General features: G+C 62.7%; 23 protein-coding genes. 12 read left to right on the forward strand and 11 right to left on the reverse strand.

All coding sequences use genetic code 11. From position 1 onward, the window contains the following. Nucleotides 1-30 precede the first annotated feature (30 nt). The 3 genes from cydB (at nucleotide 31) to KHO30_RS33755 (ending at nucleotide 2,300) form a co-directional block, all read left to right on the forward strand. On the forward strand, nucleotides 31-1,035 hold the full coding sequence (cydB, locus tag KHO30_RS33745; protein ID WP_093646409.1) for a cytochrome d ubiquinol oxidase subunit II: 1,005 nt from the start codon (nucleotides 31-33) through the stop codon (nucleotides 1,033-1,035). Next, the gene (locus tag KHO30_RS33750) at nucleotides 1,010-1,201 is read left to right on the forward strand and encodes a hypothetical protein (protein ID WP_200653864.1); all 192 of its coding nucleotides are present in this window, start codon (nucleotides 1,010-1,012) and stop codon (nucleotides 1,199-1,201) included. Before cydB ends, KHO30_RS33750 begins: the two co-directional genes overlap by 26 nt. A 340-nt stretch (nucleotides 1,202-1,541) precedes the next feature. Beyond that, nucleotides 1,542-2,300 carry a response regulator transcription factor gene (locus tag KHO30_RS33755; protein ID WP_093646405.1) on the forward strand — a complete coding sequence of 253 codons (759 nt, stop codon included), beginning with the start codon at nucleotides 1,542-1,544 and terminating at the stop codon, nucleotides 2,298-2,300. 48 nt (nucleotides 2,301-2,348) lie between these two features. On the opposite strand, the gene KHO30_RS33760 is transcribed toward KHO30_RS33755, so the two are convergent. After that, nucleotides 2,349-4,130: an ATP-binding response regulator gene (locus KHO30_RS33760; RefSeq protein ID WP_211703523.1), complete on the reverse strand. Its 1,782-nt coding sequence runs from the start codon at nucleotides 4,128-4,130 to the stop codon at nucleotides 2,349-2,351. A gap of 354 nt (nucleotides 4,131-4,484) precedes the next feature. On the opposite strand from KHO30_RS33760, the gene KHO30_RS33765 reads away from it, so the two are divergent. The 3 genes from KHO30_RS33765 (at nucleotide 4,485) to KHO30_RS33775 (ending at nucleotide 9,885) form a co-directional block, all read left to right on the forward strand. Then, complete coding sequence (locus KHO30_RS33765) at nucleotides 4,485-5,276, forward strand: hypothetical protein (RefSeq protein ID WP_175054841.1); 792 nt, start codon at nucleotides 4,485-4,487, stop codon at nucleotides 5,274-5,276. 212 nt (nucleotides 5,277-5,488) lie between these two features. Continuing rightward, nucleotides 5,489-8,899 (forward strand): alpha/beta fold hydrolase, encoded by a 3,411-nt coding sequence (locus KHO30_RS33770; RefSeq protein WP_211703506.1) that lies wholly within the window; start codon nucleotides 5,489-5,491, stop codon nucleotides 8,897-8,899. Nucleotides 8,900-9,102: 203 nt separating this feature from the next. Continuing rightward, a complete protein-coding gene (locus KHO30_RS33775) occupies nucleotides 9,103-9,885 on the forward strand; it encodes a substrate-binding domain-containing protein (RefSeq protein ID WP_211703507.1) in 783 nt (260 codons plus the stop codon). 63 nt (nucleotides 9,886-9,948) lie between these two features. Here KHO30_RS33775 and KHO30_RS33780 read toward each other — a convergent pair whose 3' ends face one another. Both KHO30_RS33780 and KHO30_RS33785 read right to left on the reverse strand, forming a co-directional pair. Then, complete coding sequence (locus KHO30_RS33780; protein ID WP_211703508.1) at nucleotides 9,949-11,373, reverse strand: FAD-binding oxidoreductase; 1,425 nt, start codon at nucleotides 11,371-11,373, stop codon at nucleotides 9,949-9,951. After that, nucleotides 11,370-12,359, reverse strand: a complete 990-nt coding sequence (locus KHO30_RS33785) for an isopenicillin N synthase family dioxygenase (protein ID WP_211703509.1) — start codon at nucleotides 12,357-12,359, stop codon at nucleotides 11,370-11,372. The genes KHO30_RS33780 and KHO30_RS33785 overlap by 4 nt, the downstream gene beginning before the upstream one ends. A 275-nt stretch (nucleotides 12,360-12,634) precedes the next feature. Between KHO30_RS33785 and KHO30_RS33790 the strand changes: the two genes are divergently transcribed. The 5 genes from KHO30_RS33790 (at nucleotide 12,635) to hutC (KHO30_RS33810) (ending at nucleotide 16,593) form a co-directional block, all read left to right on the forward strand. After that, on the forward strand, nucleotides 12,635-13,462 hold the full coding sequence (locus tag KHO30_RS33790) for a transporter substrate-binding domain-containing protein (protein WP_093646392.1): 828 nt from the start codon (nucleotides 12,635-12,637) through the stop codon (nucleotides 13,460-13,462). A 27-nt stretch (nucleotides 13,463-13,489) separates the two neighbouring features. Continuing rightward, on the forward strand, nucleotides 13,490-14,140 hold the full coding sequence (locus tag KHO30_RS33795) for an amino acid ABC transporter permease (protein ID WP_054040252.1): 651 nt from the start codon (nucleotides 13,490-13,492) through the stop codon (nucleotides 14,138-14,140). 30 nt (nucleotides 14,141-14,170) lie between these two features. Continuing rightward, nucleotides 14,171-14,833: an amino acid ABC transporter permease gene (locus tag KHO30_RS33800; RefSeq protein ID WP_054040254.1), complete on the forward strand. Its 663-nt coding sequence runs from the start codon at nucleotides 14,171-14,173 to the stop codon at nucleotides 14,831-14,833. A gap of 19 nt (nucleotides 14,834-14,852) precedes the next feature. After that, the gene (locus tag KHO30_RS33805) at nucleotides 14,853-15,722 is read left to right on the forward strand and encodes an amino acid ABC transporter ATP-binding protein (protein ID WP_280530043.1); all 870 of its coding nucleotides are present in this window, start codon (nucleotides 14,853-14,855) and stop codon (nucleotides 15,720-15,722) included. Nucleotides 15,723-15,792: 70 nt separating this feature from the next. Continuing rightward, on the forward strand, nucleotides 15,793-16,593 hold the full coding sequence (gene hutC / locus KHO30_RS33810) for a histidine utilization transcriptional repressor HutC (RefSeq protein ID WP_093646386.1): 801 nt from the start codon (nucleotides 15,793-15,795) through the stop codon (nucleotides 16,591-16,593). Between the two features lie 40 nt (nucleotides 16,594-16,633). Here the strand turns inward: hutC (KHO30_RS33810) and hutC (KHO30_RS33815) are convergent, their stop codons facing one another. The 8 genes from hutC (KHO30_RS33815) to KHO30_RS33850 form a co-directional block, all read right to left on the reverse strand. Further along, the gene (gene hutC, locus KHO30_RS33815; RefSeq protein WP_200655097.1) at nucleotides 16,634-17,317 is read right to left on the reverse strand and encodes a histidine utilization transcriptional repressor HutC; all 684 of its coding nucleotides are present in this window, start codon (nucleotides 17,315-17,317) and stop codon (nucleotides 16,634-16,636) included. A gap of 227 nt (nucleotides 17,318-17,544) precedes the next feature. Beyond that, on the reverse strand, nucleotides 17,545-19,194 hold the full coding sequence (locus KHO30_RS33820) for an HAL/PAL/TAL family ammonia-lyase (protein ID WP_211703510.1): 1,650 nt from the start codon (nucleotides 19,192-19,194) through the stop codon (nucleotides 17,545-17,547). Between the two features lie 54 nt (nucleotides 19,195-19,248). Further along, nucleotides 19,249-20,040: an ABC transporter ATP-binding protein gene (locus KHO30_RS33825; protein WP_211703511.1), complete on the reverse strand. Its 792-nt coding sequence runs from the start codon at nucleotides 20,038-20,040 to the stop codon at nucleotides 19,249-19,251. Nucleotides 20,041-20,074: 34 nt separating this feature from the next. Then, complete coding sequence (locus tag KHO30_RS33830; RefSeq protein WP_093646381.1) at nucleotides 20,075-20,830, reverse strand: ABC transporter permease; 756 nt, start codon at nucleotides 20,828-20,830, stop codon at nucleotides 20,075-20,077. Nucleotides 20,831-20,845: 15 nt separating this feature from the next. Next, nucleotides 20,846-21,568: an ABC transporter permease gene (locus KHO30_RS33835; RefSeq protein ID WP_054040266.1), complete on the reverse strand. Its 723-nt coding sequence runs from the start codon at nucleotides 21,566-21,568 to the stop codon at nucleotides 20,846-20,848. Nucleotides 21,569-21,660: 92 nt separating this feature from the next. Further along, complete coding sequence (locus tag KHO30_RS33840) at nucleotides 21,661-22,485, reverse strand: transporter substrate-binding domain-containing protein (RefSeq protein ID WP_234486923.1); 825 nt, start codon at nucleotides 22,483-22,485, stop codon at nucleotides 21,661-21,663. Nucleotides 22,486-22,810: 325 nt separating this feature from the next. Next, the gene (locus KHO30_RS33845) at nucleotides 22,811-23,491 is read right to left on the reverse strand and encodes a methyltransferase family protein (protein WP_211703512.1); all 681 of its coding nucleotides are present in this window, start codon (nucleotides 23,489-23,491) and stop codon (nucleotides 22,811-22,813) included. 52 nt (nucleotides 23,492-23,543) lie between these two features. After that, a complete protein-coding gene (locus KHO30_RS33850; RefSeq protein WP_093646452.1) occupies nucleotides 23,544-24,383 on the reverse strand; it encodes an arylamine N-acetyltransferase family protein in 840 nt (279 codons plus the stop codon). A 404-nt stretch (nucleotides 24,384-24,787) separates the two neighbouring features. Here KHO30_RS33850 and KHO30_RS33855 point away from each other — a divergent pair, with 404 nt between their 5' ends. Next, nucleotides 24,788-26,311, forward strand: coding sequence for a carbohydrate porin (locus KHO30_RS33855; protein ID WP_211703513.1), 1,524 nt, complete (start codon nucleotides 24,788-24,790; stop codon nucleotides 26,309-26,311). Nucleotides 26,312-26,319 lie beyond the last annotated feature (8 nt).

Consider the following 26,319-nt stretch of genomic DNA (forward strand, 5'->3'; position numbering starts at 1 on the left):
CTGCTTCACTTCCTGCTTGCGAGAAAGAAAATGGACGTAACCGTAGCGTGGGCCGCGATCATCGCGCTGGGCCTATTCATGTACGTGGTGCTGGACGGCTTCGATCTGGGCATCGGCATCGTCTTCCCGTTCTTCCCCGATGAGAAAGAACGCGACCTGATGATGAACACCGTCGCGCCCGTGTGGGACGGCAACGAAACCTGGCTGGTACTCGGCGGCGCCGCGCTGTTCGCGGTGTTTCCGGTGGTCTACTCGACCGTGCTGTCTGCACTGTATCTGCCGCTGATCTTCATGCTCGTGTGCCTGATTTTCCGCGGCGTGTCGTTCGAGATTCGCGCCAAGGCCAAGCGCACGAAACATCTGTGGGATCTGGCGTTCATCGGTGGCTCGGCGGGCGCGACGTTCTTTCAGGGCATCGTGCTGGGCGCGTTCCTGCAAGGCATTCCGGTGATCGACGGCGGCTATGCGGGCGATGCCTTCGGCTGGCTCACGCCGTTCAGTCTGCTGACGGGTCTCGGTCTGGTGATCACCTACGCGCTGCTCGGCTGCTGCTGGCTGGTCGCCAAAACCGAAGGCGATCTGCAACGCCGCCTGCATCGCGTGGTGTGGCCGCTAACGCTCGTGCTGCTCGGCTTCATCGCGATGGTCAGCCTATGGACGCCGCTGCAAGATCCGACTATCGCGCAGCGCTGGTTCCACGACAATCTGTTCTACCGTCTGCTGCCGGTGCCGTTCCTCGTGGCGATCTGCGCGTTCTTCATGCACCGTGCGGTGCGTGCGCGGCATCACAACACGCCGTTCGTGCTGGCGCTCCTGCTGGTGCTGCTCGGTTATGCCGGGCTGCTGGTGAGCCTGTGGCCGTATGCGATTCCGTCGAGCATGACGCTCTGGGAAGCCGCTGCGCCGCGCTCGAGCCAGATGTTCACGCTAGTCGGCGCGGCAGTGATTCTGCCGGTCATCATCGCTTATACGACGATGGGTTATTGGGTATTTCGTGGCAAGGTGCGTCATGGCGACCAACATCACTATCACTAAGAACACGGGCGACAGCGCCGCCCGTGGCGCATCTCAAACGCCGCGGCGCCGGCTGCCCGGCTGGCTGTGGTTCGTCGCGCTCTGGTGCCTGGGCGTTGCCTCGGCAATGTCGCTCGGCTTCGCGTTCAAGCTTCTGATGAATGCGACGTTATTTGCAATCAAGTGAATCATGCACTTGCCTAATTTCATCTGGCGCGCATAACCTGCGGATTCCCGCGTGGACGGCTTCAAAAATTGCGCCGTGCGGCTCGTCTTCGTAACAAGCCGGAACCTATGCGCGGGAGACCTACCTTACACATAATGCTGGTGCATCGAACCAGCCGGCGATTACATAAATAGATGTTCATTCGTGCGGCAAACCGGAAGGCGCGCCGCACCACCGATCGGCATATGATCGCGGGGTAGCCGGCAATGACGCGAATCGAGAATAGAAGTAAAACGGGAAGTAGAGCCAGCAGCACGACCGTGGCAGTCCACAACGCGCAGTCCCGACTCGCGGAGACATCATGAAGTTTCTTGTGGCCGACGACCATGAACTGATCCGGCAAGGCGTCAAAGGACTATTGCGCGGGCTCGATCCCGACGCGCAATTCGACGAAGCCGATAGCTGGGAATCCCTCGCCGCCGCCGCGCGGCCCGACGCCGACCACGACCTCGCCATCGTCGACCTGCATATGCCAGGTATGACCGGCGCGTCGTCGCTCGAAGTGCTGTTGAAGGCGAACCCGGCATTGCCGGTCGTCGTGCTCTCCGCCGAAGAGTCGCCCGACGAGATGCGCGCGGTGCTGGCCGCGGGCGCGCTCGGCTTCGTGCCGAAGCGGCAACCCGCCAGCGTCATGCTCAAGGCGATCGAGCTGGTGTTGTCAGGCGGCGCCTATGTGCCGATGGAGGCACTCAGCCTGCTGGGCTCGCGCGAGACGCAAGCCGCACCCGTGCGCGCCGAAGCGCCCGCCGAGCTTGCCGCCCATGACGCCGGGCACGCCCCGACTCAGGGTGGTACGGCACTCACGGAACCGATCACGCAAATCTCGGCGCTGCAGCCGCACCAGCAACATCTGCTGGAGAACCTGTCGCCGCGACAGCAGGACATCATGCGGCTGGTGCATCGCGGCTGGACCAACAAGATGATCGCGCGTGAATTGGGCGTCGCGGAAGGGACGGTCAAGGTGCATCTGTCCGTGATCTTCCGGGCGCTCGGCGTGCACAACCGGTCCACGGCGATCGCCGTGATCAACGGCTGGCTCGAGGCCGGGAAAACCCTGTAATAACGGATCGACGGGCGGCGCTTATGCCGCCGCCCTTCATGTCACGCTTCACGCCGCCCGCCCCTTATCCAGTTCCGCCTGCTGCCACAGCATTTCCAGGGTCCGCCGCAACCGCGCCGGCGTGACCGGTTTGTGCAGCACCGGAATACCCTGCAGGGCCAGCGCCGCCAGTTCGGCCGACGCCATATCGCCCGTGATCAGCAAAGTCACCACACCGTCGTGACCCGCCCGCCCCAGCATATTGCGCACGGCCGAGAGCGCTTGCGCGCCGGTTCGGTGATTAGCCAGCTGGTAGTCGCACAACACGGCATCCGGTACGAAGCCGTCTTCCAGCGCGACGAGCGCGTCGACCTCGTCACGTGCGCCACGCACGATGCAACCCCAGCGCCCCAGCAGACTGGTGAGGCCTTCGAGAATCGACGGTTCGTCGTCGATGCACAGCACGCGCCGCCCCTGCGCCGACGGTCCGCCCGCCACCGCCTCGTTCAGGCTCGCGACAATGCCGCCGGCGTCACCTGCCTGCACCGGAAAGCGGAACACCGAGCCACGGCCCGGGGCCGAGCGCAGTTGCAACTCGCCACCGAGCATTTCGACGAGGCGCTTCACCGTCGGCAAGCCCAGACCGTGCCCTTGACGGGCGTCGCGCTGCGGATTGGCGACCTGGTAGAACTCTTCGAAGATGCGTTCGTGTTCCTCGACCGGAATGCCGATGCCGGAATCGCGCACCTCGATATAGCCGCCCGAATGACGCCCTGCTCGACGATAGCCGACCCAGATCGCGCCTTCCTCGGTGTAGCGCACTGCGTTCGAGAGCAAGTTGCTCAGCACACGTTCGAGCAGCACCGGATCGTCATGCAGGACCACCGAAGACGGCGCGATCCGCAGCGCCAGCCCCTTGGCCGCCGCCTGCGGACGGTACTGGCTGCCGACCCGCTCGAACAGTTCCGACAGCCGGAAGTGCAAGCGGATCACCTGGGTCACGCCGCTTTCGAGCCGGGCGAGATCGAGCACCTGGTTGAACAGCTGATTCAACGCCTCGACGTTGTAAACGATGTGCTGAGCCGTCCTGGCATGCTGCACGAGCGTCGCCGCCGAGTCGTTGAGCGAAGCCGCCAGCAAGCCGATCGCATGCAGCGGCTGGCGCAAATCGTGGCTCGCGGCTGCAAAAAATCGCGTTTTGGCAAGACTGGCCTCTTCGGCGACACGCTTTTGCGCCGCCAGCGACTCCGCCAGATACTGCTGATCGACGCGCGCCTGCACGACCTGCTGGAACAGCTTGCGATAACTCACCGCATAGACGTTGATCGCGCAGAAGAAGAACGCGAGGACGATGGCGAGAATGGTGCGGTCGAATGTATGCGTGCCGAAATGCAGCACGATCGCCGGAAACAGCAGAAACGGAATCGCGGTCGAAAAGTTCAGCAGATCGAAGCCGTTCGACATGAACACGCCGGCCGCCAGCGTGACGATCATCACGGTGTGCAGCAGCGGCAAATCGGCTTGAGGACTCTGGAACGCGAACCACACCGCAAGCCCCGGCGCGCTGTACAGCAGCACGCCGCGCAGCGCATGCAGGTTGATCCAGCCGCGTGGCGTCGCGAGGTGCGGGTAGCGGCGATTGCAGATCCAAAGCGCCAGGCCACCGCAATTGGCGGCCGCATAAAACCCGAAACACGCGATGAACAGCGGCGGCGACGGCACGTGCGGCCAGTAGATCGCCACCAGCACCGCAATCGAGAACCAGTGCGAAAAGAAGGCGATGGGATCTTGCGCGTACAGCACGCGCACAAGGTCTTCGTCGATTGCACGCTGGATTGGATCAGCCCGCATCATGCGGTCTCCTTTGTCGACCGGATTCGATGGCGTAGGACGCAAGCTCAGCGACGCAGGCACGGCGGGCCTGACGTGCTGCGCGAGAGTTGCTGCATCAGCTGTTGCGGTGCTCCATCGCGCGCTGCAGCCTTTTGGTGCAGCGCACGGTCATCAGACGGCGAACAGGCAGACGCGCGGATGGTTTACCCGGCAGTTTACCCATCAGCTACCACTTAATCCATATAGGCGAAGCGCCCGCCGGAAACCATACTGGCCTCACATTCCAGCGCGGCTCAAAAGTTCCAACACCCCTTTCATTGCCTGCAGTCGAGGCTCCCCGCGCTCATTGCCTAACCCTTTATGGAGGTTTTCATGGGCGCAGTTCCGAGCCACGCGTTCGTCCGCAATCTCGACGATGCGATCCTGCCCGACCTGTGGCGTCGGCGTACCCAGTTGTCCGCCGACGAGATGGTGTCGATGGTCGATCTGGTCAAGCGGGCGCTACGCACCTATCACCCGCTTGAATTGCAGGCGCTCGGTGAAGACAAGGAAGAACTGGTCGCGCAGTTCATCTACGCGAAAGTTCTGCGCCTCGCGCCCGGCCACACTGAAACGAATGCCTGCGCCGACAGCGCGCCGTCCAACGGCTACGCACTGTGCGCGTATTTTCGCCGTTACCTGATCGACTGTCTGCGCAGCGCCGGCCATCAACGCAACGTGTCGATGGAAAACGAAGGCATGGCGCAGGAGATCGATCTGCACGCGCAAGCGCTGGAAGACCCCGTCGAAAGCGTGTTGCTGCAATACGGCCTCGACGAACAACGCGTGCGGCTCGCGGCACGGACTTTTATCGACAGCCTCGACGAGCCGGAGCGCATCGTGCTGGCCGGCAGCCTTGGCTGGTGCTCGGAAGGAAAAGGCGGCCTCTCGGCAGTCGCTGCTCAGCATCGTGTCCCCTCGTATCACTATCGCGCCGTCAAACTTGGCGTCACCATGAAAAAGACGGCCGGGGCCGACGAATTTTCCAATACCAAGATCGGCCGCTGGCTGATCGACGTGCTCGGCATCGAGATCGATCTCGACAACCGCGCGGCGATTCTGATCGCCTTGAACCTGCTCGCCGCCGAATCGAGCGACAGCGAAATGAATGAAGTAGCCGCCTAAAAGCGCATTGACAGACCGGCGTCGGCCGACGGCGGCTTTTTCCCCTCCCCGGAAATCGGGCACGCCCCACGCAAGGGTCGCGCGCCACGTACGATGCGCCTTTTTTTGTCATCGCGCACCGCCTACGATAAAAAAGCCGCAGCCGCACGCCGTCTTCCTTCCGAAGTCCGGGTTCCCCTACCCGGCATCCCCTTCCTGACGAGGTGGTCTGAATGAACCGCTTATCAAGCGCCCTGACAGCAATGCAGTCGCATTACGACGTGGTGGTGGTGGGATCGGGATATGGCGGTGCGATTGCCGCGAGCCGCATGGCGCGTGCCGGCAAAAACGTGTGTGTGCTGGAACGCGGGCGCGAATTCATGGCCGGCGACTATCCGCGCACGCCGATCGAAGGCGCCGCCGAGGTGCAATACAACACCGCCCTCGCGCAAATCGGCTCGCCGCTCGCGCTGCTCGAAGTGCACGTGAACGAAGACGTGAATGCGGTGGTGGGCTGCGGACTGGGCGGCACCTCGCTGATCAACGCGAATGTTGCGCTCGAAGCCGAACCGCGCTTATGGGACGACGACCGCTGGCCCGCTGCGCTGCGCGCCGACAAGGCCGGACGCGACAAGGGCTACGAACTGGCTCGCGCCATGCTGCAGCCGTCGGCGGTGTCCGGCGATTTTTTGCAGTTGCCGAAACTGCTGGCGCTGAAAAAATCCGCGCAGGCGCTCGGCATGGAAGATCGCTTTTATCCGCCGCCGGTCACCGTCACTTTCGAGGACCGCATCAACGCTGCGGGCGTCGAGCAGAAGGCCTGTGTCGGATGCGGCGACTGTAACTCGGGTTGCAACTACGACGCGAAAAATTCGACGCACATGAACTACCTGCCCGATGCGGTCGCACACGGCGCCCATATTTTCACGGGCGCCGCAGTGCATTCGGTGTTGCGCGACGCCGCCACGCAAAAGTGGATCGTGCGCTTTCAGGAAGTGAAGCTGGGCCGCGAGAGTTATGACGCACCCGATCTGTTCGTGAGCGCCGATGTCGTCATCATGTCGGCCGGCACGATCGGTTCGACCGCCCTGCTGTTGCGCTCGCGCAAGGAGGGCTTGAGCGTGTCGGACATGCTCGGTCAGCACCTCACCGGCAACGGCGACGTGCTCGCCTTCGCGTACAACACCGAGGAGGTGATCAACGGCGTCGGCTGGGGCGCCCACAAGAAGGGCGACATCCCACCGGTCGGGCCGACGATTACCGGCATCATCGACCACCGCAACACCGCTAACGTGACAGACGGCTTCGTCATCGAAGAAGGCTCGCTCGCCGGGCCGGTCGGCGCCGCGCTGGTCGCTCTGCTCGGCGGCGCCGCGCCGTTCGAAGGCGTCGACATTCCCGCGCCGCGCGCCGACGACGAACCGTTCGGCTACGACGCGCGCGTGATCGAAAGCTTCCTGCGCGGCCCCTATCACGGCGCGCTCAATCACACGCAAACCTACCTGGTGATGGCGCATGACGACGAAAGCGGCCAGATCAGCGTGAACGACAAAGGCAGGGCGCGCATCGCCTGGCCGAACGCCGGCAAGCAGCCGATCTTCCAGACCGTCGAAGAAACGCTCGAGAAGGCGCAGGCGCCGCTCGGCGGCAAATACATGCGCAATCCGATTTCGACCAGATTGCTCGGCAACCAGATTGTCACCGTGCATCCGCTCGGCGGCTGCGGGATGGGCGAGGACGCGGCGCGTGGCGTCGTCGATCATCAGGGGCGAGTCTTTAGCGGCACGAGCGGAAATGCGGTGCACGAAGGGCTATACGTGATGGACGGCGCGGTCATGCCGATGTCGCTCGGCGTCAATCCGCTGCTAACGATTTCCGCGCTGGCGGAACGCAATTGCGCGCTGCTCGCCAACGCGCGCGGCTGGAACATCGATTACGAGGCCAAGGGCACGGCCGCTACGCCCACGCCCCAGAAGATCGGCCTGCGTTTCACCGAAACGATGATCGGTACGTATACGCCGGCCGTGGCGGGCGAAGCCGCCACCAGTCCGATTCAATTCACGCTGACGGTGGAATCGGACGATCTGGCCGATATGCTGAGCAATCCGCAACATCTGGCCCACACTACGGGAACGCTGACCTGCCCCGCGCTCTCGGCGCAACCGATGACGATCACGGACGGCACCTTCAATCTGTTCGTGGTCGACGAATCGGATGTGGACGAGCGCAACATGAATTACCGCATGACGCTCAATTCCACGGATGGCAAGAAGTACTACCTGACGGGACAGAAAATCATCACGCGTACGTCGCCGATCAATCTTTGGGAGCAGACCAACACGCTCTACGCCGAACTCCGCGACTCGGCGCAAGCGGATGCGCCAGCGATCGGCAAGGCAACGCTGATCATTACGCCCGAGAATTTCCTCAAGCAGCAACGCACGCTCGAGGTCACCAACACCCCTGACCTGACATCGCGCCTTGAATGGACCTTGAAGTTCGGCAAGTTTTTCGCCGGCGTGCTGTTCACCGAATACGGCGGCGTGGCCGCGCCCTTGCAGTTTTACGATCCGAAGGCCGAGCCGCGCCTCAAGCGCGCGCTGCGCGCGCCCGCGCCGCAAGTCGTATTCTTCGACACAGCCGACGGGACCAGGCTTCGACTCACGCGCTACGCCGGGCCGTCCGACAAACCGCTGCGCCCCGTGCTGCTGATCCACGGTTCGGGTGTGTCGAGCCGGATCTACTCCACCGATCTGATCGGCACCAACCTGGTGGAGTATCTCTGTGCGGCCGGCTACGACGTGTGGCTCGTCGATCTACGCGTCAGCATCGAAATGCCGAGCGTGATGGTGCCGACCAATGTCGACAAGGTCGCTCGTGAGGACATTCCGGCGGCGGTCGCCAAAGTGCGGGAGTTGACCAAGGTGCCGGACATTCAGGTGCTGGGCCACTGCATGGGAGGCCTCGCGTTGACTATGTCGCTGCTGCACGGCCTAAAGGGCGTGCGTTCGGCGGTCATCTCGCAGGTCTCGGCGCATCCGGTGCCCGGCACGCTGGAAAAGATCAAGTGCGGGTTGCACGTCCCTGACATCATGCAGCATCTCGGCGTGCTCGATCTGACCGCTTTTACGGAGCACAGGTCGTGGCCCCAGAACCTGCTCGATGAAGCGTTGCGGCTCTACCCGCTCAGTCATAAACAGGGCTGCGGCAGCCCGATCTGCCACCGGGCAACCTTCCTTTACGGCCTGCTCTACGAACACGAGCAGCTGAATGAGACGCTTCATGCGAATCTGCAAGAACTGCTCGGCGTGCACGACATCGCCGTCTTCAAGCATCTCGCTGCGATGGTGCGGGCGGGCAAGGTCGTCGATGCCGACGGCAAAGACGTCTACCTGAGCGGCGCGGACGGCATGAAGGGCCTGGACGGCTTGCGCCTGCCGATCGGCTTCATTCACGGCGAGAAAAATGAAACCTATCTGCCGAAGAGCACCTTGCTGACCTATGACATGCTGGTCCAACAATGGCCCGAGCAGCCGTACGAGCGGCATCTGATTCCCAACTATGGGCACATCGACTGCATCCTCGGCAAGAATGCGGCGGTGGATGTCTATCCGGTGATTGCGCGGTATCTGAATGCGCATTGACGGAGGTTGAGCGCAGCGTTGCGATTGGGTCGAGGCAGCGTATCCCGTAAGCGCGTGCAAGTGTTGCGCGCCGCTCGCTGTGCTGGCGCTGGTTCAGGTGTGGTATGTATAAGGGCGGCGAGTCGCCACGTTTTGTGGTCGGCTTGCTTGGGCTCGTGAGCCGATCACGCCTTTATCCCTATCAGACTGCCACGCTTATCCGGATGAAAACCTTCTTTCAGACCTTGTTGACCGCCGGGCTGCTGGCCGGCACCGTTGCAACGGCACACGTGGAGGCCGCCGAACTCCGCGTGATGAGTTCGGGTGGCTTTACCGCCGCGTATAAACTGCTCGGCCCCAAGTTTACGGCGTCGACGGGCAATACGCTCGATACCATACTCGGGCCCTCGATGGGCAAATCACCTGAAGCCATTCCGAACCGGCTCGACCGCGGCGAGCACGCGGACGTGGTCATCATGGTCGGCTACGCGCTCGACGATCTGATCAAGCAAGGCAAGGTGATTCCCGGATCGCGCGTCGAGCTCGCCGATTCCCGCATCGGTATGGTCGTGCGTAGCGGTGCGCCGAAACCGGATATCGGCTCCGTCGATGCGCTGAAAGAGACCTTGCTCCACGCCAGATCGATCGCCTACTCGGACAGTGCGAGCGGTGTCTATATCGAGCGCGAGCTCTTCAGGAAGCTCGGCATCGAGGATCAGGTGAAAGCCAAGGCGAAGAGGATTCAGAAGATCCCGGTCGCCTCGGTGGTCGCCAATGGCGATTACGAAGTAGGATTCCAGCAGGTCAGCGAAGTGCTGCCGGTGCCGGGCGTCACCTTCGTCGGAAAGATTCCTGAGTCGGTGCAATCCGTGACGCGGTATGCCGCGGGCATCCCGGTGGGCGCGGAGCATCCGAAAGAGGCGAAGGCGCTGCTCGACTATCTCGCCTCGCCCGCTGCGCAACCCGCAGTCACGTCGACCGGAATGGATTCCGTCGCAGCGCATTGACGAAACTGCCAGGGCGTAGCCGCGCGTTACGCGCGCGAGCTGCTGGCGCGCGGCACACCCTGTTCAGAACAACTTGCCCGGATTCAGAATGCCGTGCGGGTCCAGCGCATGTTTGATGGCGGCCATCGCAGCCAATTCAGCAGGCGAGCGCGAGATCGACAAGAACTCGCGCTTGAGCAAGCCGATCCCGTGTTCCGCCGATACCGAACCGCGCAACGGCCCCAGCATCTCATAGACGAACGCATACACCGCGTGATGCTCGACGCCGGGAATCGAATGGCCGTCGACGGTGAGATGCAGATTCGAATCGCCGATATGGCCGAAGAAATACGACACGTTGCCTGGCCAGCGCTGATCGAGCGCCGCGCGACAACGGTCGACGAAAGCGCCGATCTCGCCGATGGGCAAGCTCACGTCGAAGTTAATCGGATCGAGCCGCACCGGAAACTCCGCAGTGCATTCGCGAATCGCCCATAGCGCCCGCACGTCGGCCACCGATTGCGCGATCACGGCGTCGCGGATCGCTTCTGAATCGAGCGCTTCGGTCAGCACGGCGGAGAAGCGTTCGCCGTCGTCACTTGCGTCGAAACTCGCGTGTTCGATCAGTGCATAGAGCGGGTGCGAATCGGCGAATGGCGAGCGCGTGCCCGTCAGCTTCACGCCGAAATCATAGAAATCCGGCCACATGATCTCGAACGCGCCGATGTCGTTACCAAAGCGCGTCGACAGGCGGCGCAGCAGGTTCACGGCGGCGGCGTAATCGTCGAGTGCGACGAGCGCCGTGTGGCGCGCCGCGCGTGGCGGATGGAGCCGCAACACCGCGCGTGTGATCACACCGAGCGTGCCTTCCGAACCGATGAACCAGTGCTTGAGGTCATAGCCGGTGTTGTTCTTGACCATCTTGCCGAGTGAAGTCAGCACGTCGCCGTTGGCGAGCACGACTTCGAGACCGAGCACCTGATCGCGCGCGGTGCCCGACTGGATCACGCGATTGCCGCCCGCGTTAGTCGCCAGATTGCCGCCGATCTGGCACGAGCCGCGCGCGCCCAGATCGAGTGCGAGTTCGAAGCCCGCTTCGGCGGCGGCTTCCTGCGCGGTTTGCAAGGTCGTGCCGGCACGCACGGTTAGCGTGGCCGACGCGGCGTCAATTTCTTCGACGCCGGTGAGCCGTTCCAGCGACAACGCGATATCCGTCGCGCGCGCAATCGCGCCGCCCGCGAGACCGGTCATGCCGCCCTGCGGCACCACCGGTTGATGCGCTGCGTGACAAATGGCCAGCGCACGCGAGACTTCTTCCGTGCTGCGCGGCAAAAGCAGCGCGGCGGGACGCGTCGGGTCGTGGCGGGTCCAATCGGTCATCGCGTGTTCGCCGATCTGCTCGCCAATGCGCACCGCGTCGGCGCCGAGCGCGGCGCGCAGCGCGTCGAGCGTCGCGGAAAGCGGCGCTGCGGTATGGGTTGCGCCGTTTGCCAAACTGTTATCTGTCATGCAGGGGTTCCTTGCGTGCCTTCAGTTGCCGCTTTCTTGCGATAACCCATCGAATCGTTGATTCGCCCGAGGATGTAGTCACCCGCTGCGACCGGTTGGTACTTGAGTTCGGCATCGCTCGTACCGAGTTCGCGCGGATCGACCGTTGCACCGTACGTGGGATCGTAGAACGTCGCGATCGAATAACGCTCGCGCCCCGACGCATTGATCACGCGATGCAAGGTGGAGCGGAAGCGGTCATTGGTCCAACGCGCCAGCAGATCGCCGACGTTCACCACGAAGCTGCCCTCGATCGGCGGTGCATCGACCCACGTATCGTTGGCGATCTCGCGCACCTGCAAGCCCCCCACCCGATCCTGCCACAGCAGGGTAATGCAGCCGTAGTCGGTATGCGGTGCGACGCCGAACTGATCCGCGTCCGATTGGGGCGGCTGCGGCGGGTAGTAGACCATCTGCGTGCGCTGCATCCGCTTCGTATAGCGCGGCGCGAAGAAATGTTCGTCGACGCCGAGACTCACGGCCACCGCACGCAACAGGTCGGCGCCGCATGCAGCGACCGCTTCGTAATAACCGTAGAGCGCAGGCCGCAGCTCCGGCATGAAATCCGGCCAGTTGTTCGGCCCTCGCAGCGCCTGTCCCGCCTTCACATCGGGATCGTCCTCAGGCAACTCCAGGCCGATGCTGAAGAATTCCTTGTAGTCGGGGCGCTTGGCCTGATACATGGTGGCGTCGCCGAGAGCGTTGAAACCGCGATGCCGTTGATTGACCGCCGCGCGCCGCTTCGTCTCCACCGGAAACGCAAAGAACGTACGGGCCGCCTGTTCGGCCGCATCGATTGCCGCTTGCGGCACGCCGTGATTGATGATGTAGAAGAAGCCGATCGTCGTGCACGCTTCGCGGATTTCGTGCGCTACTCGCGTCAAAGCCTGCGGGTCGCCGGCACGCACGCCGGCAAGGTCGATGATCGGAATGCGGGTCACGGGCATTGCATTGCTCCCTGGTGGGCTAGTCAATTCAACTGACGAAAGAGGCTGATGAATCGTTCGCGACAGGTTCGCGTGCCTCGCGCATTCCAGTTGTATATACCGCCAAAAGCGGACCCGCAAGTTGCTTTGCACGCCTTCACGTAAGGGCTTTTCTCTACTCGCGAGTTTATTTATTTCGCGCGAAAACTGCGGTATATACTGCAACGCATGACTCGCGCCGGTCCCTACTGACGAACCGCTTTCGCGCGACACCGCTTTGCCAACCGGAGAATCCCATGAGCATCCTTGCAGGCTGGAAGTGTCGTTTGGTTATGCTGGCGTTGTGCGCGGCAAGCGTCACCGCTCACGCGGAAGACCAACTCGCCAAAGTAAAGAAAGCAGGCGAACTGGTGGTCGGCACCGAGATGCAGTTCGCGCCGTTCGACTTCCTTGAGAACGGCCAGCAAGCGGGCTTCAACAAGGACCTGTTCGCCGAGGTCGGCAAGGAAATGGGCGTGAAGGTTCGCTTCATCGACCTGCCGTGGCCGAGCGTGCTGCCGGGTCTCGAAGCCGGCAAGTTCGATATGGTGGGCGGCCCGCTGACGGTTACGAAGGCGCGTATGGAACGCTACACGTACACGCTGCCGATCGCGGACGCCACCGACGCGCTGCTCAAGCGCGCCAACGACTCCGCCGTCAAGCAATCGTCGGATATCGCCGGCAAGACGGTCGGCGCGGGCAAGGGCTCGGCCCAGCTCGATCAGTTGAAGGCTTACGTCGCCACTTTGCCGAAGCCGCCTGAAATCCGCGAATACGTCGACAACAATCAAGCCTACGCCGATCTCGCCGCCGGCCGCATCGCAGCGGTCGCGAACTCGATGACCAACATCGCGTACGTCGCCAAACAACGTCCTGAAACCTTCGCCGTAGTGCAGCCGCCGTTCGGCGCAAAGGTGTACTTTGCTTACTGCCTGCGTAAAGACGCGGACAGCAAGCCGCTCGCCGATGCCTTCAACGCCGCGCTCGTGAAAATGCACAACGACGGGCGCCTCGCGACCTTGCAGAAAAAGTGGTTCGGGGTCGCAATGGATGCGCCGACAACAATGCCGGCGCCGAACTATTAATGCACTGATCTAGCGAGTGCGGCTCTTATGTTCAGCACGACCGTCTTCCTTCAGGGCCTGCCGCTGCTGCTGCATGCGGCGCTCGCTACCATCGGCATTTCGCTGACGGGTCTCCTGATCGGCTTCTTCGTCGCGATCGGCGTGTGTGCTGCACGTCTCTCCCCGAAGCGCTGGGCGCGCATGTTCGGCGGCGCCTATGTGTTCTTTTTTCGCGGGGTGCCGATGCTGGTGCAACTGCTGCTGGTGTATTACCTGCTGCCGTTCGCCGGGATCAATGTATCGCCCATCGTCGCGGCGATCAGCGCCGTGTCGCTGTGTTCCGCCTCCTATATCGCCGAGATTCTGCGCGGTGGGTTTCTCAGCATTCCGCCGGGTCATCTCGAAGCCGCACGCATGCTCGGACTGTCACCGTTCGATATGCTGCGGCGCATTCTGGTGCCGCAGGCGTTTCGCTTGACGCTGCCTTCGCTCGTCAACGAAATGGTGCTGCTGATCAAGGCTTCGTCGCTGATTTCGGTGGTGGGCGTGGCCGAGTTGACCCGCACTGCGCAGAACATCGCGGCCAGCACCTATCGGCCGCTCGAAGCCTACGTCGCGGCCGGGCTGATTTATTTCGTGATCTGCGGCACGCTGGCGCTCGTCGCGCATGCCGCCGAATACCGTTTGCAGCACGCCTGACCCACCTTGAGCTCGAGACTGAAATAGGCCATGCAAAAGCTCGACCCCACCGTCATCACGCACAACCTGCAGCCGATTGCCGCCGGTCTTGCGACCACGCTCGGCACCTGGGCCGCGGGCGTCGCGATCGGCATTCTGATCGGCTTTCTCATCGCCGTGCTGCAGCTATTTTGCGGACGCTGGGTGCGCGGCGTATTGCGCTTCTATATCGAACTGTTTCGCGGCACGCCATTTCTGGTGCAGCTGTTTTTGCTGTACTACGGCGGCCCGTCTTTCGGCCTCACGCTCGAACCGATGACAGCCGGTGTGCTCGGCTTGGGCCTATACGGCAGCGCGTATTTCGCCGAAGCCTTCCGCTCCGGTTTCCAATCGGTGCCGCCGGGTCATCTCGAAGCGGCGTCCTGTCTCGGACTCACCCGGTGGCAAGCCGTCCTGCGCATTCAGGTACCGCAAATGCTGGTGCTGATCGTGCCTGCATTGACCAATCTGATTATCGTGCTGAGCAAGGAAACCGCGGTGCTGTCGATCGTCACCGTCCCCGAGCTCACCTTCGTGCTGACCGGCATCGGCTCGGCCACCTTCGCTTTTGTCGAAACGCTGCTGGTGCTGTGCGTGTGCTATCTCGCGCTGGTCGAACTGACCTCGCGCGCGGGCATGTGGGCCGAAACCCGCATCGCGCGCTTCATGGCATGAACGGAATCCGGACCATCTTATGAACGCTATCGCCGACATGCCGTCCTCCACTTCCACCGCTGCTTTCGATACGCCGCCCGGCGCGCCGCTGATCGAAGTGCGCGACCTGAAGAAACGCTTTGGCGAAGTCGAAGTACTGCGCGGCGTCGATCTCGAGATCGCCCGCTCCGAAGTGGTCTGCATCATCGGCCCGTCGGGCTCGGGCAAGAGCACGCTGCTGCGCTGCCTCGCCGCGCTCGAAACCTACGATCAGGGCGACGTGCGCATCGAAGGCGAACTGCTCGGTTACAGCGAGCGCAATGGAAAACGCGTGCGAGCGTCGCAAAGCGAGATCAATCGCGTGCGGCGCAACGTCGGCATGGTGTTTCAGCAATTCAATCTGTGGCCGCATATGACGGCGCTCGGCAATGTGATGGAAGCGTTGCTGCGCGTGCGCAGTCTGTCACGCGACGAAGCACGCCGCCGCGCCAATGCGATGCTGGAAACCGTTGGCCTCGCGCATAAGGGGGACGCCTACCCGTCGAAACTCTCGGGCGGCCAGCAGCAGCGCGTTGCCATTGCCCGCGCGCTGGCAATGGAGCCGCACATCATGCTGTTCGACGAGCCGACCTCGGCGCTCGATCCCGAACTGGTCGGCGAAGTATTGCAAGTGATGAAGCAGCTCGCGCGCGACGGCATGACGATGGCTGTCGTCACGCACGAAATGGGCTTTGCCGCGCAGGTCGCCGATAAGGTCATGTTCATCGATCAGGGGCGCATCGCCGTGCAAGGCAAGCCACGCGAAGTCTTTCACGATGCCGGGCAGCCGCGCTTGCGGCAGTTCCTGCAAAACTACTTTGACCGCAACGCCTTCTGGGCGCGCGGTCCGGATGATGCGGAGCCGGTATGAACTTGCGCCGATGCCCTCTCGATTCGGCTGACTCATGCAGTTCAAACGGACTGTAGCGCAAGGGCCGCCGATGTCCTCTACCGTCCGCAGCAAAGCTCACGACACCCCGCCCGCCGCGGCGATGAAAACCGCGCGCGTGGCAACTGATGCACCGGCTGCCCGCTACGAACAGGTCAAGAATCACATCCGCCAGATCATCGAATCGGGCGAGCGACAAGCGGGCGACCGTCTGCCGTCAGAGCTGGACCTGGTCGCGACGTTAGGCGTGTCGCGCATGACAGTGAACCGCGCGCTGCGCGAACTCGCCGATGAAGGCCTCGTCACCCGCGTGTCCGGCGTCGGTACGTTCGTCGCGCAAACGAAGCCGCAATCGACGTTGCTGATGATCGCCCATATCGGCGATGAGATCCGCTCGCGGGGTCACGAATACAGTTACGACACCGTCCTCTCGCAACGCGAAACGGCACCGGTGACGGTGTCGAACGCTTTAGGGCTTGCGCCCGGCGCATCCGTGTTTCATGTGATTTGCGTGCATCGCGAGAACGGCCTGCCGGTGCAGCTCGAAGACCGTTACGTCAATCCGGTCACGGCGCCGGACTTCCTGAAGCAGGATTTCTCCACGGCAAGGCCGTCCGAGTATCTGTTCGAGACCGTGCCGGCGCACGACGTCGAGCATGTCGTCGACGCGGGTCTGCCGACGCGCGCCGAAGCCGAGTGGCTGGAAATTCGTGCCGATGAGCCGTGTCTGACGTTGATGCGCCGCACATGGACGAGCGGCGTTGCGGTCACGTTCGCGCGTTTCGTACATCCGGGGTCGCGGTATCGGCTGGGTTGCCGATTTACGCCGGATCTGTCGCAGCGCCAGGGCTAGCGGCGCGCACGCCGCCGTGCCCTCGACCGCCTCCTGCCACTCACACGTTGCCCGCCAGATGGAAACGCGATGCCGGATGCCACAGTTGCACCGACGTCGCCACATCGTCACCGACCCATGTGCGGCGCCATAACTGCAGGCAAGGCTCGCCGATATCCATCATCAGATGCCGCCGCACATACGCGTCGGGCTTCTGCGCATAGATACGAAACTCCGCGCGCTGGATCGGCGCGAGCCGCACCATGTAGTGGTTCGGTGTCTCGATGGTGAAATCCTGCTCCAGGTACTCGGGGAACACTTTCGGATTAACGTAGCGATCTTCGTACTGGATCGGCTCGCCCTCTTCGCTGTGCACGATGCACGAGTGAAACGCCGGGCCGCTGGCGAGGCCGAGTGCTTCGAGCGCGTGCGGATCGTCGCTGGGTTCGAGCGTCAGCACGCGCGCGGAATGGCGATGGCCACGCGCGGCGATTTCGTCGGCGATATTGCGGATTTCCAGTACCGTGGATTCGTAGCGCTGCGGCGCGACGAACGTGCCGGAACCTTGCACGCGCGTCAGCACGCGTTCGGTGGTGAGCTCACGCAGCGCGCGCGATACCGTCATGCGCGCGACGCCGAACTCTTTAACCAATTCCGTTTCTGATGGGATCAGGCCGCCCGGCTTCCAGTCGCCCTCGCTGATGCGCCTGATCACATAGCGCTTGATCTGCTCATAGGCGGGCATCGCCTTGGCCGGTGTCTCAGCGGTGCGACCCGGGCGGTCCTGCGTGTCTGCGGTTTGCGCGTTTGTAATAGTGTTCACGTCGACCTCGTGGGTGGTACGCGGGTGGTACACGTTAGGCCGGTTCACCGGCGGGTAAGCCCGCTCACCGGCTCTGTCTCCATCAATCCGAATCCATCTATCTGATTCATCCATTCGAGCCGGCCACGCCATTGCAGCAACGAGCGTCGTCAACCTGCGTGGGCAGTGGCGCGGCCGTCGTTGGCCGCCGCGTCGGCGCCAAGCTTGCCTGTGGCGCCCACGCTCGTCACGTTCGCCAATGCGGCAAGCGCTGCGCCGTTGCCGTTGACTGAAGCTTCCGGCCCGGGCCGAATAGTACCCGGGTTTGGCAGCGGCGGCGGCGTTTCATCGGCGATGATGCGAAACGCGATGCTCATGTCGTCAGCAAGCGGCCGATCGTCGCGGTACGTCGGCACGGCGCGACGGATGCGTTGCCAGAGTGCGTCCGTGTGCGGTGCGCGCGGTGCGTCGATGCTTTGCAGATCGTAGGCTTGCGCCGCCGCCAGCAATTCGATGGCGACGATGCGCCCGGCGTTGTCGACGATCTCCAACGCTTTCAGCGCAGCGGGCGTGGCATGGCACAGGTGGTCCTCCTGCAGACCGGATGTGATGCCACCATCGAGACTCGCGGGCATCGCGAGGCGTCGGTTCTGCGCGACCAGCGAGGCCGCCGTGTACTGCGCGATCATGAAGCCCGAACAGGTGCCGCCCGGCTCCGCGAGAAACGCCGGCAAGCCGCTCACGAGCGGATTGACGAGACGGTCGAGGCGCCGCTCGGCCATCGCCGCGACTTGTGCGATTGCGGTGGCGAGACTGTCCATCGCCAGTGCGATCGACGCCCCCACCGCGTGCGCCTGCGAATAGACGCGCGGGTTTTCCGGCGTGCCGGCGACGATCGGATTGTCGGTAATCGATGCGAGCTCGCGGTTGACCACGTCGGCGGTCCCGGTGAGCACGTCGCGCGCGGCGCCATGAACGTGCGGAATGGTCCGCATGCTTAGTGGATCTTGCGTGCGGTGGCCGGCCACCGCAGCAAGAATGCCGCTATCGGCGAGCGCGGTACGCATGCGTTCGCCGACCAGGTTCAAGCCCGGCGAAATGCGCAGCGCCAGCGAGTCTTCGTCGAAGGCCGCGAGTTGACCACGCAGATTCTCGAAGCTCATCGCGCCGACCACGTCAGTCCAGTCAAGTAGACGCGCGGCGCGCGCCAGCGCCAACGCGGCGAGACCTGTCACACACGGCGTGCCGTTGATAAGGCTTAAACCTTCCTTCGCTTCGAGCACCAACGGTTCAAGGCCGAGCAGTTGCAACGCGTCACGCCCCTTAAGACGCTCACCGCGATAGCGCACATGCCCCTCGCCGATACAGACGAGCGCGATATGCGCCATATGGCTCAGGTAACCCACCGAACCGAACGCCGGCACTTCCGGCAGGCAATCGGCATTGAGCAGCGCGACCAGCTGATCCGCGACTTCGAGTCGAATCCCCGAATGCCCGTGTGCAAAATTATTGACGGCCGCGGCCATGATCGCGCGCGTCTCGGCAACACCGAGCGGCGCGCCAACGCCTACTGCATGACTCATCAGAATGTTGCGCGACAGCGTGCGCTGTTCGGACGGCGACACGATCACGTCGCACAACGCGCCGACGCCGGTATTCACGCCATACGCGCGAATCCCGCGCTCGACGATCTGTTCAACAAGCACGCGTGCCGCACGGATACGCGAGCGGGCATCGGCGGAAAGCTCGAGCGGTTCGCCGGCGGCGATCGCCGCCACCTGAACCCAGTCGAGAGGACGATCGGAACGGATCACGGCCATGATAGTGCTCTGTGCGGTGAAGTAACGAAGTGATAACCAGTCAAAGCTGATCGATTAGTTCGTGGTGCGATCCTGGTGGCTCGACACGAATTGACGGAAGCGGTCCGACTTGCATTCGACGAACACTTCGTCCGGCGTACCGTCAGCTTCCACCTGGCCTTGATGCAGGAACATCACGCGATTCGACACATGGCGCGCGAAACCCATCTCGTGCGTGACGACCAGCATCGTGCGGCCTTCTTCGGCGAGCGAGCGCATCACACGCAGCACTTCGCCGACCAGTTCGGGATCGAGCGCCGAGGTCGGTTCGTCGAACAACATCACCTTGGGATGCATCGCCAACGCACGCGCGATCGCTACGCGCTGCTGTTGACCGCCGGACAGATGTGCCGGATAGTGGCCGCGTTTTTCCGCGAGACCGACCTTCGCCAGCAGCGCTTCCGCTTCTTCAACCGATTCGGCGCGGCTGCGCTTTTGCACGCGCATCGGCCCTTCGATCAGATTTTCCAGCACGGTCATATGCGACCACAGGTTGAAGTTCTGAAACACCATGCCGAGTTGCGAGCGCACCCGGTCCACCTGGTGGCGGTCGCTCGGTTGCAGCTTGCCGTCGCCGCGGCGCTTCATTTTCAGCTCTTCGCCGCCGAGCGCCACCGAGCCGTCATCCGGCGTTTCGAGCAGATTCAGGCAGCGCAGGAACGTGCTCTTGCCGGAGCCGCTCGCGCCGAGAATCGAAATCACGTCGCCTTGATGGGCGTCGAGCGAAATGCCTTTGAGCACGTGATGGTCACCGAACGACTTATGGATGTTCTTGACCGACAGTGCAACAGGTGCCGTAGCGTTCATGGGATTCTCCAGATTCTGCAAGATATGCGTTCGTTCAGGGCGCGGCGCGGCGTGCTTCGGTCGTGGACGAAACCGGCCGGTTCGGCGTGCTTTGCGCGGGCGCCGCACGCAGATGGCGCGACAGGCGCGTTTCGAGGAAGCCGAGCAAACGCACGATGACGAAATTCAGGAACAGATAGATCAGCGCGGCACAGATGAATACTTCCGTGGTGCGATACGTTTGCTGAATGATCTGCTGCGCGACGCCAGTCACTTCCCACACGGTGACGAGACTAGCGAGCGCGGTGGATTTGACAAGCAGCACGGCCTCGGTCGAGTACGCAGGCAAACACTGGCGCAGCGCAATCGGCCCGATCACGCGGCGCAGCAGCGCGAAACCCGACAAGCCGATCGAATAGCCCGCTTCGATCTGACCGACCGGCACGGCCATCAAACCACCACGGATAATCTCCGCGGTATATCCGGCGGTGCACAGCGCCAACGATAAAACCGCGCACATGTACGGCTCGCGCAACACCGGCCACAGGAAGCTCTCGCGAATCACGCCGAACTGGCCCATGCCGTAGTAGACGAGGAACATCTGGATCAACAGCGGCGAGCCGCGGAACACGAGGATATAAGCACGCGCGAAGCGGTTCGGCAGCCAGTGCGGCGACACGCGCATCGTGACGATTACGAGCGAGAGCAAGCCGCCGAGAATCAACGAGCAGAAGAACAGCCCGAGCGTGGTCGGCACAGCCGCGATCAGTTGCCGCAGCGTGTCGAGAAGAAAATCGAAGTCGAAATGCATGATGTCCGGTCCCCGTCAGTTGCGCGCGAAGTTGCGCTTGAAGGATCGGCCAACGCGCGCTTCGGCGTGGTTGAAGACCCGGTTCGAGATGCTGGTCATCAGCAGATACAGCGCGCCGCCCACCACGAAGAACGTGAAGTACTGATGCGTCGAACCCGCCGCCACCTGGCTGGCGCGCAGCAGTTCGGCCAGGCCCGTGACGGAAATTAGCGCCGAATCTTTCAGGCTCAATTGCCAGACGTTGCCGATGCCCGGCAAGGCGAAACGCAGCACTTGCGGAATCAGAATGCGGCGCGCCATCGTCATGGTGGGCATGCCGATCGAACGCGCGGCTTCGAGTTCGCCGCGCGATACCGCGAGCACCGCTGAGCGATACACCTCGGCCTGGTACGCGCCGGAAATCATGCCGACCGCGAGCGCGCCGATCACGAACGGCGGCACGCCGACGAAGCCGTCCGCGCCGAACCATTGACCAATCGTGGTCACGAGCGTCGAGCCGCCGAAATAGAACAGATAGATAACGAGCAGCTCAGGTACGCCGCGAAACACGGTGGTGTACGCATCGCCGAGCACGCGCAGCGTGCGAAACCGCGACAGCTTGGCCGCCGCAATCAGTGCGCCGAACACCGCGCCGACCGCGAGCGCCGCCAGCGTAAGCGCGACCGTCATCAACGCTGCAAGCAGCAACACGCCGCCCCAGCCTTCCGGCCCGAAGCCGAGCATCTCTATCAGAGCCATTCCCTACCCCTCATCCATTACGGCGGATCGAACCAGCCGACGGGCGCGGCTTTCACGCCGCGCCTGCCGTTACTTCTGAACGCTCAGGCGAATCAAGGCGTGACGTCGGTCTTGAACCACTTGGCGGAGAGTTTCTTGACCGTGCCATCAGCAAGCGCGGCGCTGATCGCGGTATCGAACTTCGCTTTCAGGTCGGCGTCCTGCTTGCGGAACGCGAGGCCTTCACCCGGACCCCAGATCGGACCACCGATCTTCGGACCGGCCATCACGATCGATGCGGTCTCTTTCTTGTCGATGTTGGCGGCGTAGTAAGTCACGTCGTCGAACGAGGCGTCGATGCGACCGTTGGCCAGATCGAGGTCGCGCTCAGGCGAGGTCTTGTAGACGCGGATCGTCGCGACGTCCTTGAAGCCATCGTTGATGAATTTAGTGTAGACCGTGCCCGACTGAATGCCGATGGTCTTGCCCTTCAGCTGCTTGCGCAAGGCGTCGACGGTGGGTTGATCGGTTTTCGGATCGCCCGACAGCTTGACGACGGCAGCGGTCGGCGCGGCCTTGGGCAGCACCTTCGCGTCAGTCACGGCGAACGTGGCCGGCGTGGCGGCGTACGGCTTCGAGAACGCGATGATTTTTTCGCGTTCCGGCGTGATCGAGATCGCGTCCATCAGGACGTCGAACTTCCCGGCTTGCAGACCGGGGATCATGCCGTCCCAGTCTTGCGCCACGAGATTGCACTGGAGCTTGATGCGCTCGCACAGATTGGCGACCAGCTCAGGTTCGAAGCCGCCCAGCTTCCCGCCCGGCAAGGTCAGGTTCCAGGGTGCGTAACCGCCTTCCAGCGCGATCGTGACCGTCTTCCAGTCTTTGGCCTGCACCGGGGCCGCGAAAATTGTCGCGGCGCCGAGCACGGCGCCCATCAATGCTTTTGCTAACGTCGTGCGCTTCACTTTCACGTCGAAACTCCTTTGATTGAGGAAACCGTCGAGCTGGATTTTTACTGCCGTCTAATTTGTATAGACAAGCTTGCATGAGTCAAAAAGCGATCGCAAGAGGATTTCTTCGAAATCGTCGAAATCATCGGGTAAGCCCCTATAAGAGGCCGTGCGATAAGGCTTTTAAGGGAGTTTTGAAAGGGCAAAGACGATGCGGCGACCAGCGCCGGGTGCGCCAGCGTGGTGCGCTTTGTCTAGACAGGTTGGTGTGAAAGGAGCGAACGCGCTCCGAATTGGCGCATGGCGCGCCCTACCAGATGAACGGCACGAAGCGGTAACGCACGCGCGTGGTGTAGTGGGTGTAGCCCTCGAGTTGCGCCGCCAGCACGCGCTCCTCGCGCACGGCCCGCCAGCCAATGCCGATCACCAGTAACGGCACGCAGGCAAGCCCCCACCACGAGCCGAGCAGCAAGGGCGTGCCGATGAACAACAGCAGCGCGGCCGAGTACATCGGATGACGGACAAAGGCGTAGGGGCCGGTGTCGATAACTTTATGACCGCGGCTGGCCTGAATCTTCACCACGGGCGCGGCATAGCTATTGGCCCGGAAGACGATCAGGCACATGAAGATGCAGACAAGAATGCACAGCGAGCCGAGGCTCACGAGCCAGATTGGCAGCGGCGCCGACCAGCGATAGCGCATTGCGTCGAGCGCCATCAGGACGAGCCAGGCGCTCCACATCACCGCCACAGCCATCATAAAGTAGCGGTCCCAGCGGCTTTGTTGCGCCTGAACGATCGGCGCGAGACGCTCGGCAAGCAAACCGGGATCGTGGCGCAGCAGCCAGAAACCGACCCACAAACTCAGCCCGCCGGTCTCGATCAGATACCACCAGCCGGCGGGCCACGCGAGCGTACCCGCGGCGCCGAACAGCAGCGCGCCCATGCATACCAGCCAGGCTGTGGTTTGCAGGACAAGGCGCGTGATCATGGCTGGTTCGTGCCCGCTGGTGGCTGTTGACGTGCGTTTATACGCGGCCGTCTCAGACGGAAGCCGCCGCGGGTGAGCGCACCCGTCCGAATACATCTGCCATGTCGATGTCGCCCGTGTTCAGACCGAACTGATCACGCAGGCAGGTTGCGAGTTCGTCCGCGCTTTTAAGCTGCCGTTCGCTGATGACCTGACCGTCCGCGGCGCGTTCGTTCAGTTGGTCATCGAGCAAGGTCAGCCGCGACTCCGCCAGGACTCGGCAAACGATCAGATGATTCAGGAAGACGGAATCCGGTGCGGTCGAGGTGTACCAGTTCGAAGTTTCGTAATCGATCCACTCGACCGGGTGCAGGTCGAAACGGTAGACGCGGGCCCACGTGTCGTCGCGGGATTGGACTTCGAGGTAGAGCGCGTCGTGCGATGCGTCGGCAAGGCGGAACGTGCCCAGTTGCGTCGGCTGCGCGGTGCCGGCGATCAGGCGCAGCGGCGCCGTCAACGTCACGCTGCCGAAACCGACGTCGGCGATCCATGCTTCGTCTTTGATGTCGACGCGCAACACCATGTGCGTGCGAGGCGGGATTGCACCGGATTCGCGGCCCCACAGAACTCGGCCTAACAGGGGCGTTATGTTGAAGCCTAACTGCGTCAGGACGTTCGCGAAGAGCGCGTTCTGCTCGAAGCAATAGCCGCCACGTTTTTGCGTGATCAGCTTTTGTTCGACTGATTCGAGATCCAGTTTCACCGCGCGGCGTGTGAGCGGATTCAGGTTCTCGAAGGGGATCACTCTGGGGTGCAGCTGGTGGAGTTCCTGGAGCACTTCCAACGTCGCCGCGCGAGGTCCTTTGTAGCCTATGCGGGTGAAATAGTTTTCCAGATTCACTGTGTGTGACATCGGTGTCGTCCCGGTATGGTTTTGCGCGCCCGGCACTTAGGCACTCAAGGCTTTCGCGCTAAGGCGCGGCTTCGGAAGATGATCATAGCGTCTTTTGCTATCAGCCCAGGACCCGGGTCCCGGCACTGGCTCCATATGGCGGAAACCATACTAAATCATTACGTTTTCATTCTGTTTTATTTACACCCAAAGAACCTTTAGCAGCAGTACGTAAAGCTCAAAATTACATCCTCGTAATATTGATGCGAATCGTTCTCATTTGTGTTGACGCACCTATTCCGCATGCGTACGATCTCGCCATCTGCCGCATCAGGCGTCGCGAACCGATGCGGCACATCGCAGGCCCATGGTGACGTAGCGCCGCGATAGTCAGATCAGTCGATACAACACAAACAAGGATTTCGATGAAGTTCGCTCACTCCGTCGAGCCCGCCGTTCAGGCGCGTTCGCTTCACGACTCCGTCATGCGCGGCAGCGCCACCCGCCGTTCGCGTTTGCCTTCCTTGCGCCGCGTCGCGCTCTGCACGGCTTTCGCGTGGGCCTCGTTGACCGCCGGCGCAGCCATGGCAGAAGCCAATCCCGATGCCGCGCCGGAAGCGCCCGAAGCCGACCTGAACATCAAGGCGACACAGACGAATCAATGGACCGGCTTCTGGAATCGCCCGACGATGCTCGGCGACATCGGCGGTCTGCGTCCCTGGCTGGGCAAATATGGTGTGACGTTCGCGCTCACGGAAACCAGCGAAGTGCTCGCCAATGTACGCGGCGGTCTCGCGCGCGGTGCGGACTACGATGGCCTGACCACGGCGACCGTTCAGATGGATACGCAAAAGGCGTTCGGTTTGCCAGGCGGCCTGTTCAACGTCAGCGCCTTGCAGATCCACGGGGCCAACCTTAGCGCCAACAAGCTCGGCACGCTGAATACGGCGAGCGGTATCGAGGCCCAGGACACCACGCGCCTGTGGGAGCTGTGGTACCAGCAGTCGTTCCTGAACAAGCGCATCGACGTCAAGGTAGGTCAGCAAAGTATCGACCAGGAATTCATCACCAGCACGAATTCGGCGCTGTTCGTGAACACGATGTTCGGCTGGCCTGCCCTGCCGTCCTACGACATGCCGTCCGGCGGTCCCGCTTATCCGCTGGCCGACCTCGGTGTGCGCGTGCGCGGACAGATCACGCCTTCGTTGACGGCGCTCGCCGGCGTATTCGACGGCGATCCGCTCGGCAACAACCCGAACAACAAGAGCGGCACCAACTTCAATCTGCACAACGGCACGCTGTTCATCGGCGAGTTGCAGTACGCGATCAACCAGCCGGCCGACGGCGAAATGGTCAGCGCGAGCGGCGGCGGGTTGCCCGGCACCTACAAGCTCGGGCTCTGGTACAACAACGGCAGCTTCGCCGATCAGCGTTTCGACAACACCGGCCTCTCGCTCGCGAACCCGGCGTCGACCGGCGTCGCGCAGAATCATCACGGCGACTATAGCTTCTACGCGGTCGCTGACCAGATGATCTGGCGCCCGGATCCGGACGAAGCGCGCAGCCTCAACGTGTTCGCGCGCGTGATGGGCGCGCCCGGCGACCGCAACCTGGTGAGTGTCGCGGCCAACCTCGGCATCGTGCTGAAGGCGCCGTTCGCCGGCCGCGACAACGACAGCGCGGGCATCGCGCTCACCTACATCAAGATCGGCAACCACGCGAATGGTCTTGATCAGGATAACCTGGCATTCAGCGGCGGCCCCTACGGCGTGCGCACCAGTGAAACCACGCTCGAAGCGACCTACCAGTATCAGGTCAACCCGTGGTGGCAACTGCAGGCCGACGCGCAATACACGTTCAATGCCGGAGCCGGCCAGAACCCGAGCGATCCGACGCAGCCGCTGCGCAACACGTTTGTCATCGGCGTGCGGACCAACATTACGTTCTGATGCCGTTC

The sequence above is a fragment of the Paraburkholderia aspalathi genome, from assembly GCF_905220735.1.
Taxonomy (GTDB): Bacteria; Pseudomonadota; Gammaproteobacteria; order Burkholderiales; family Burkholderiaceae; genus Paraburkholderia; species Paraburkholderia aspalathi.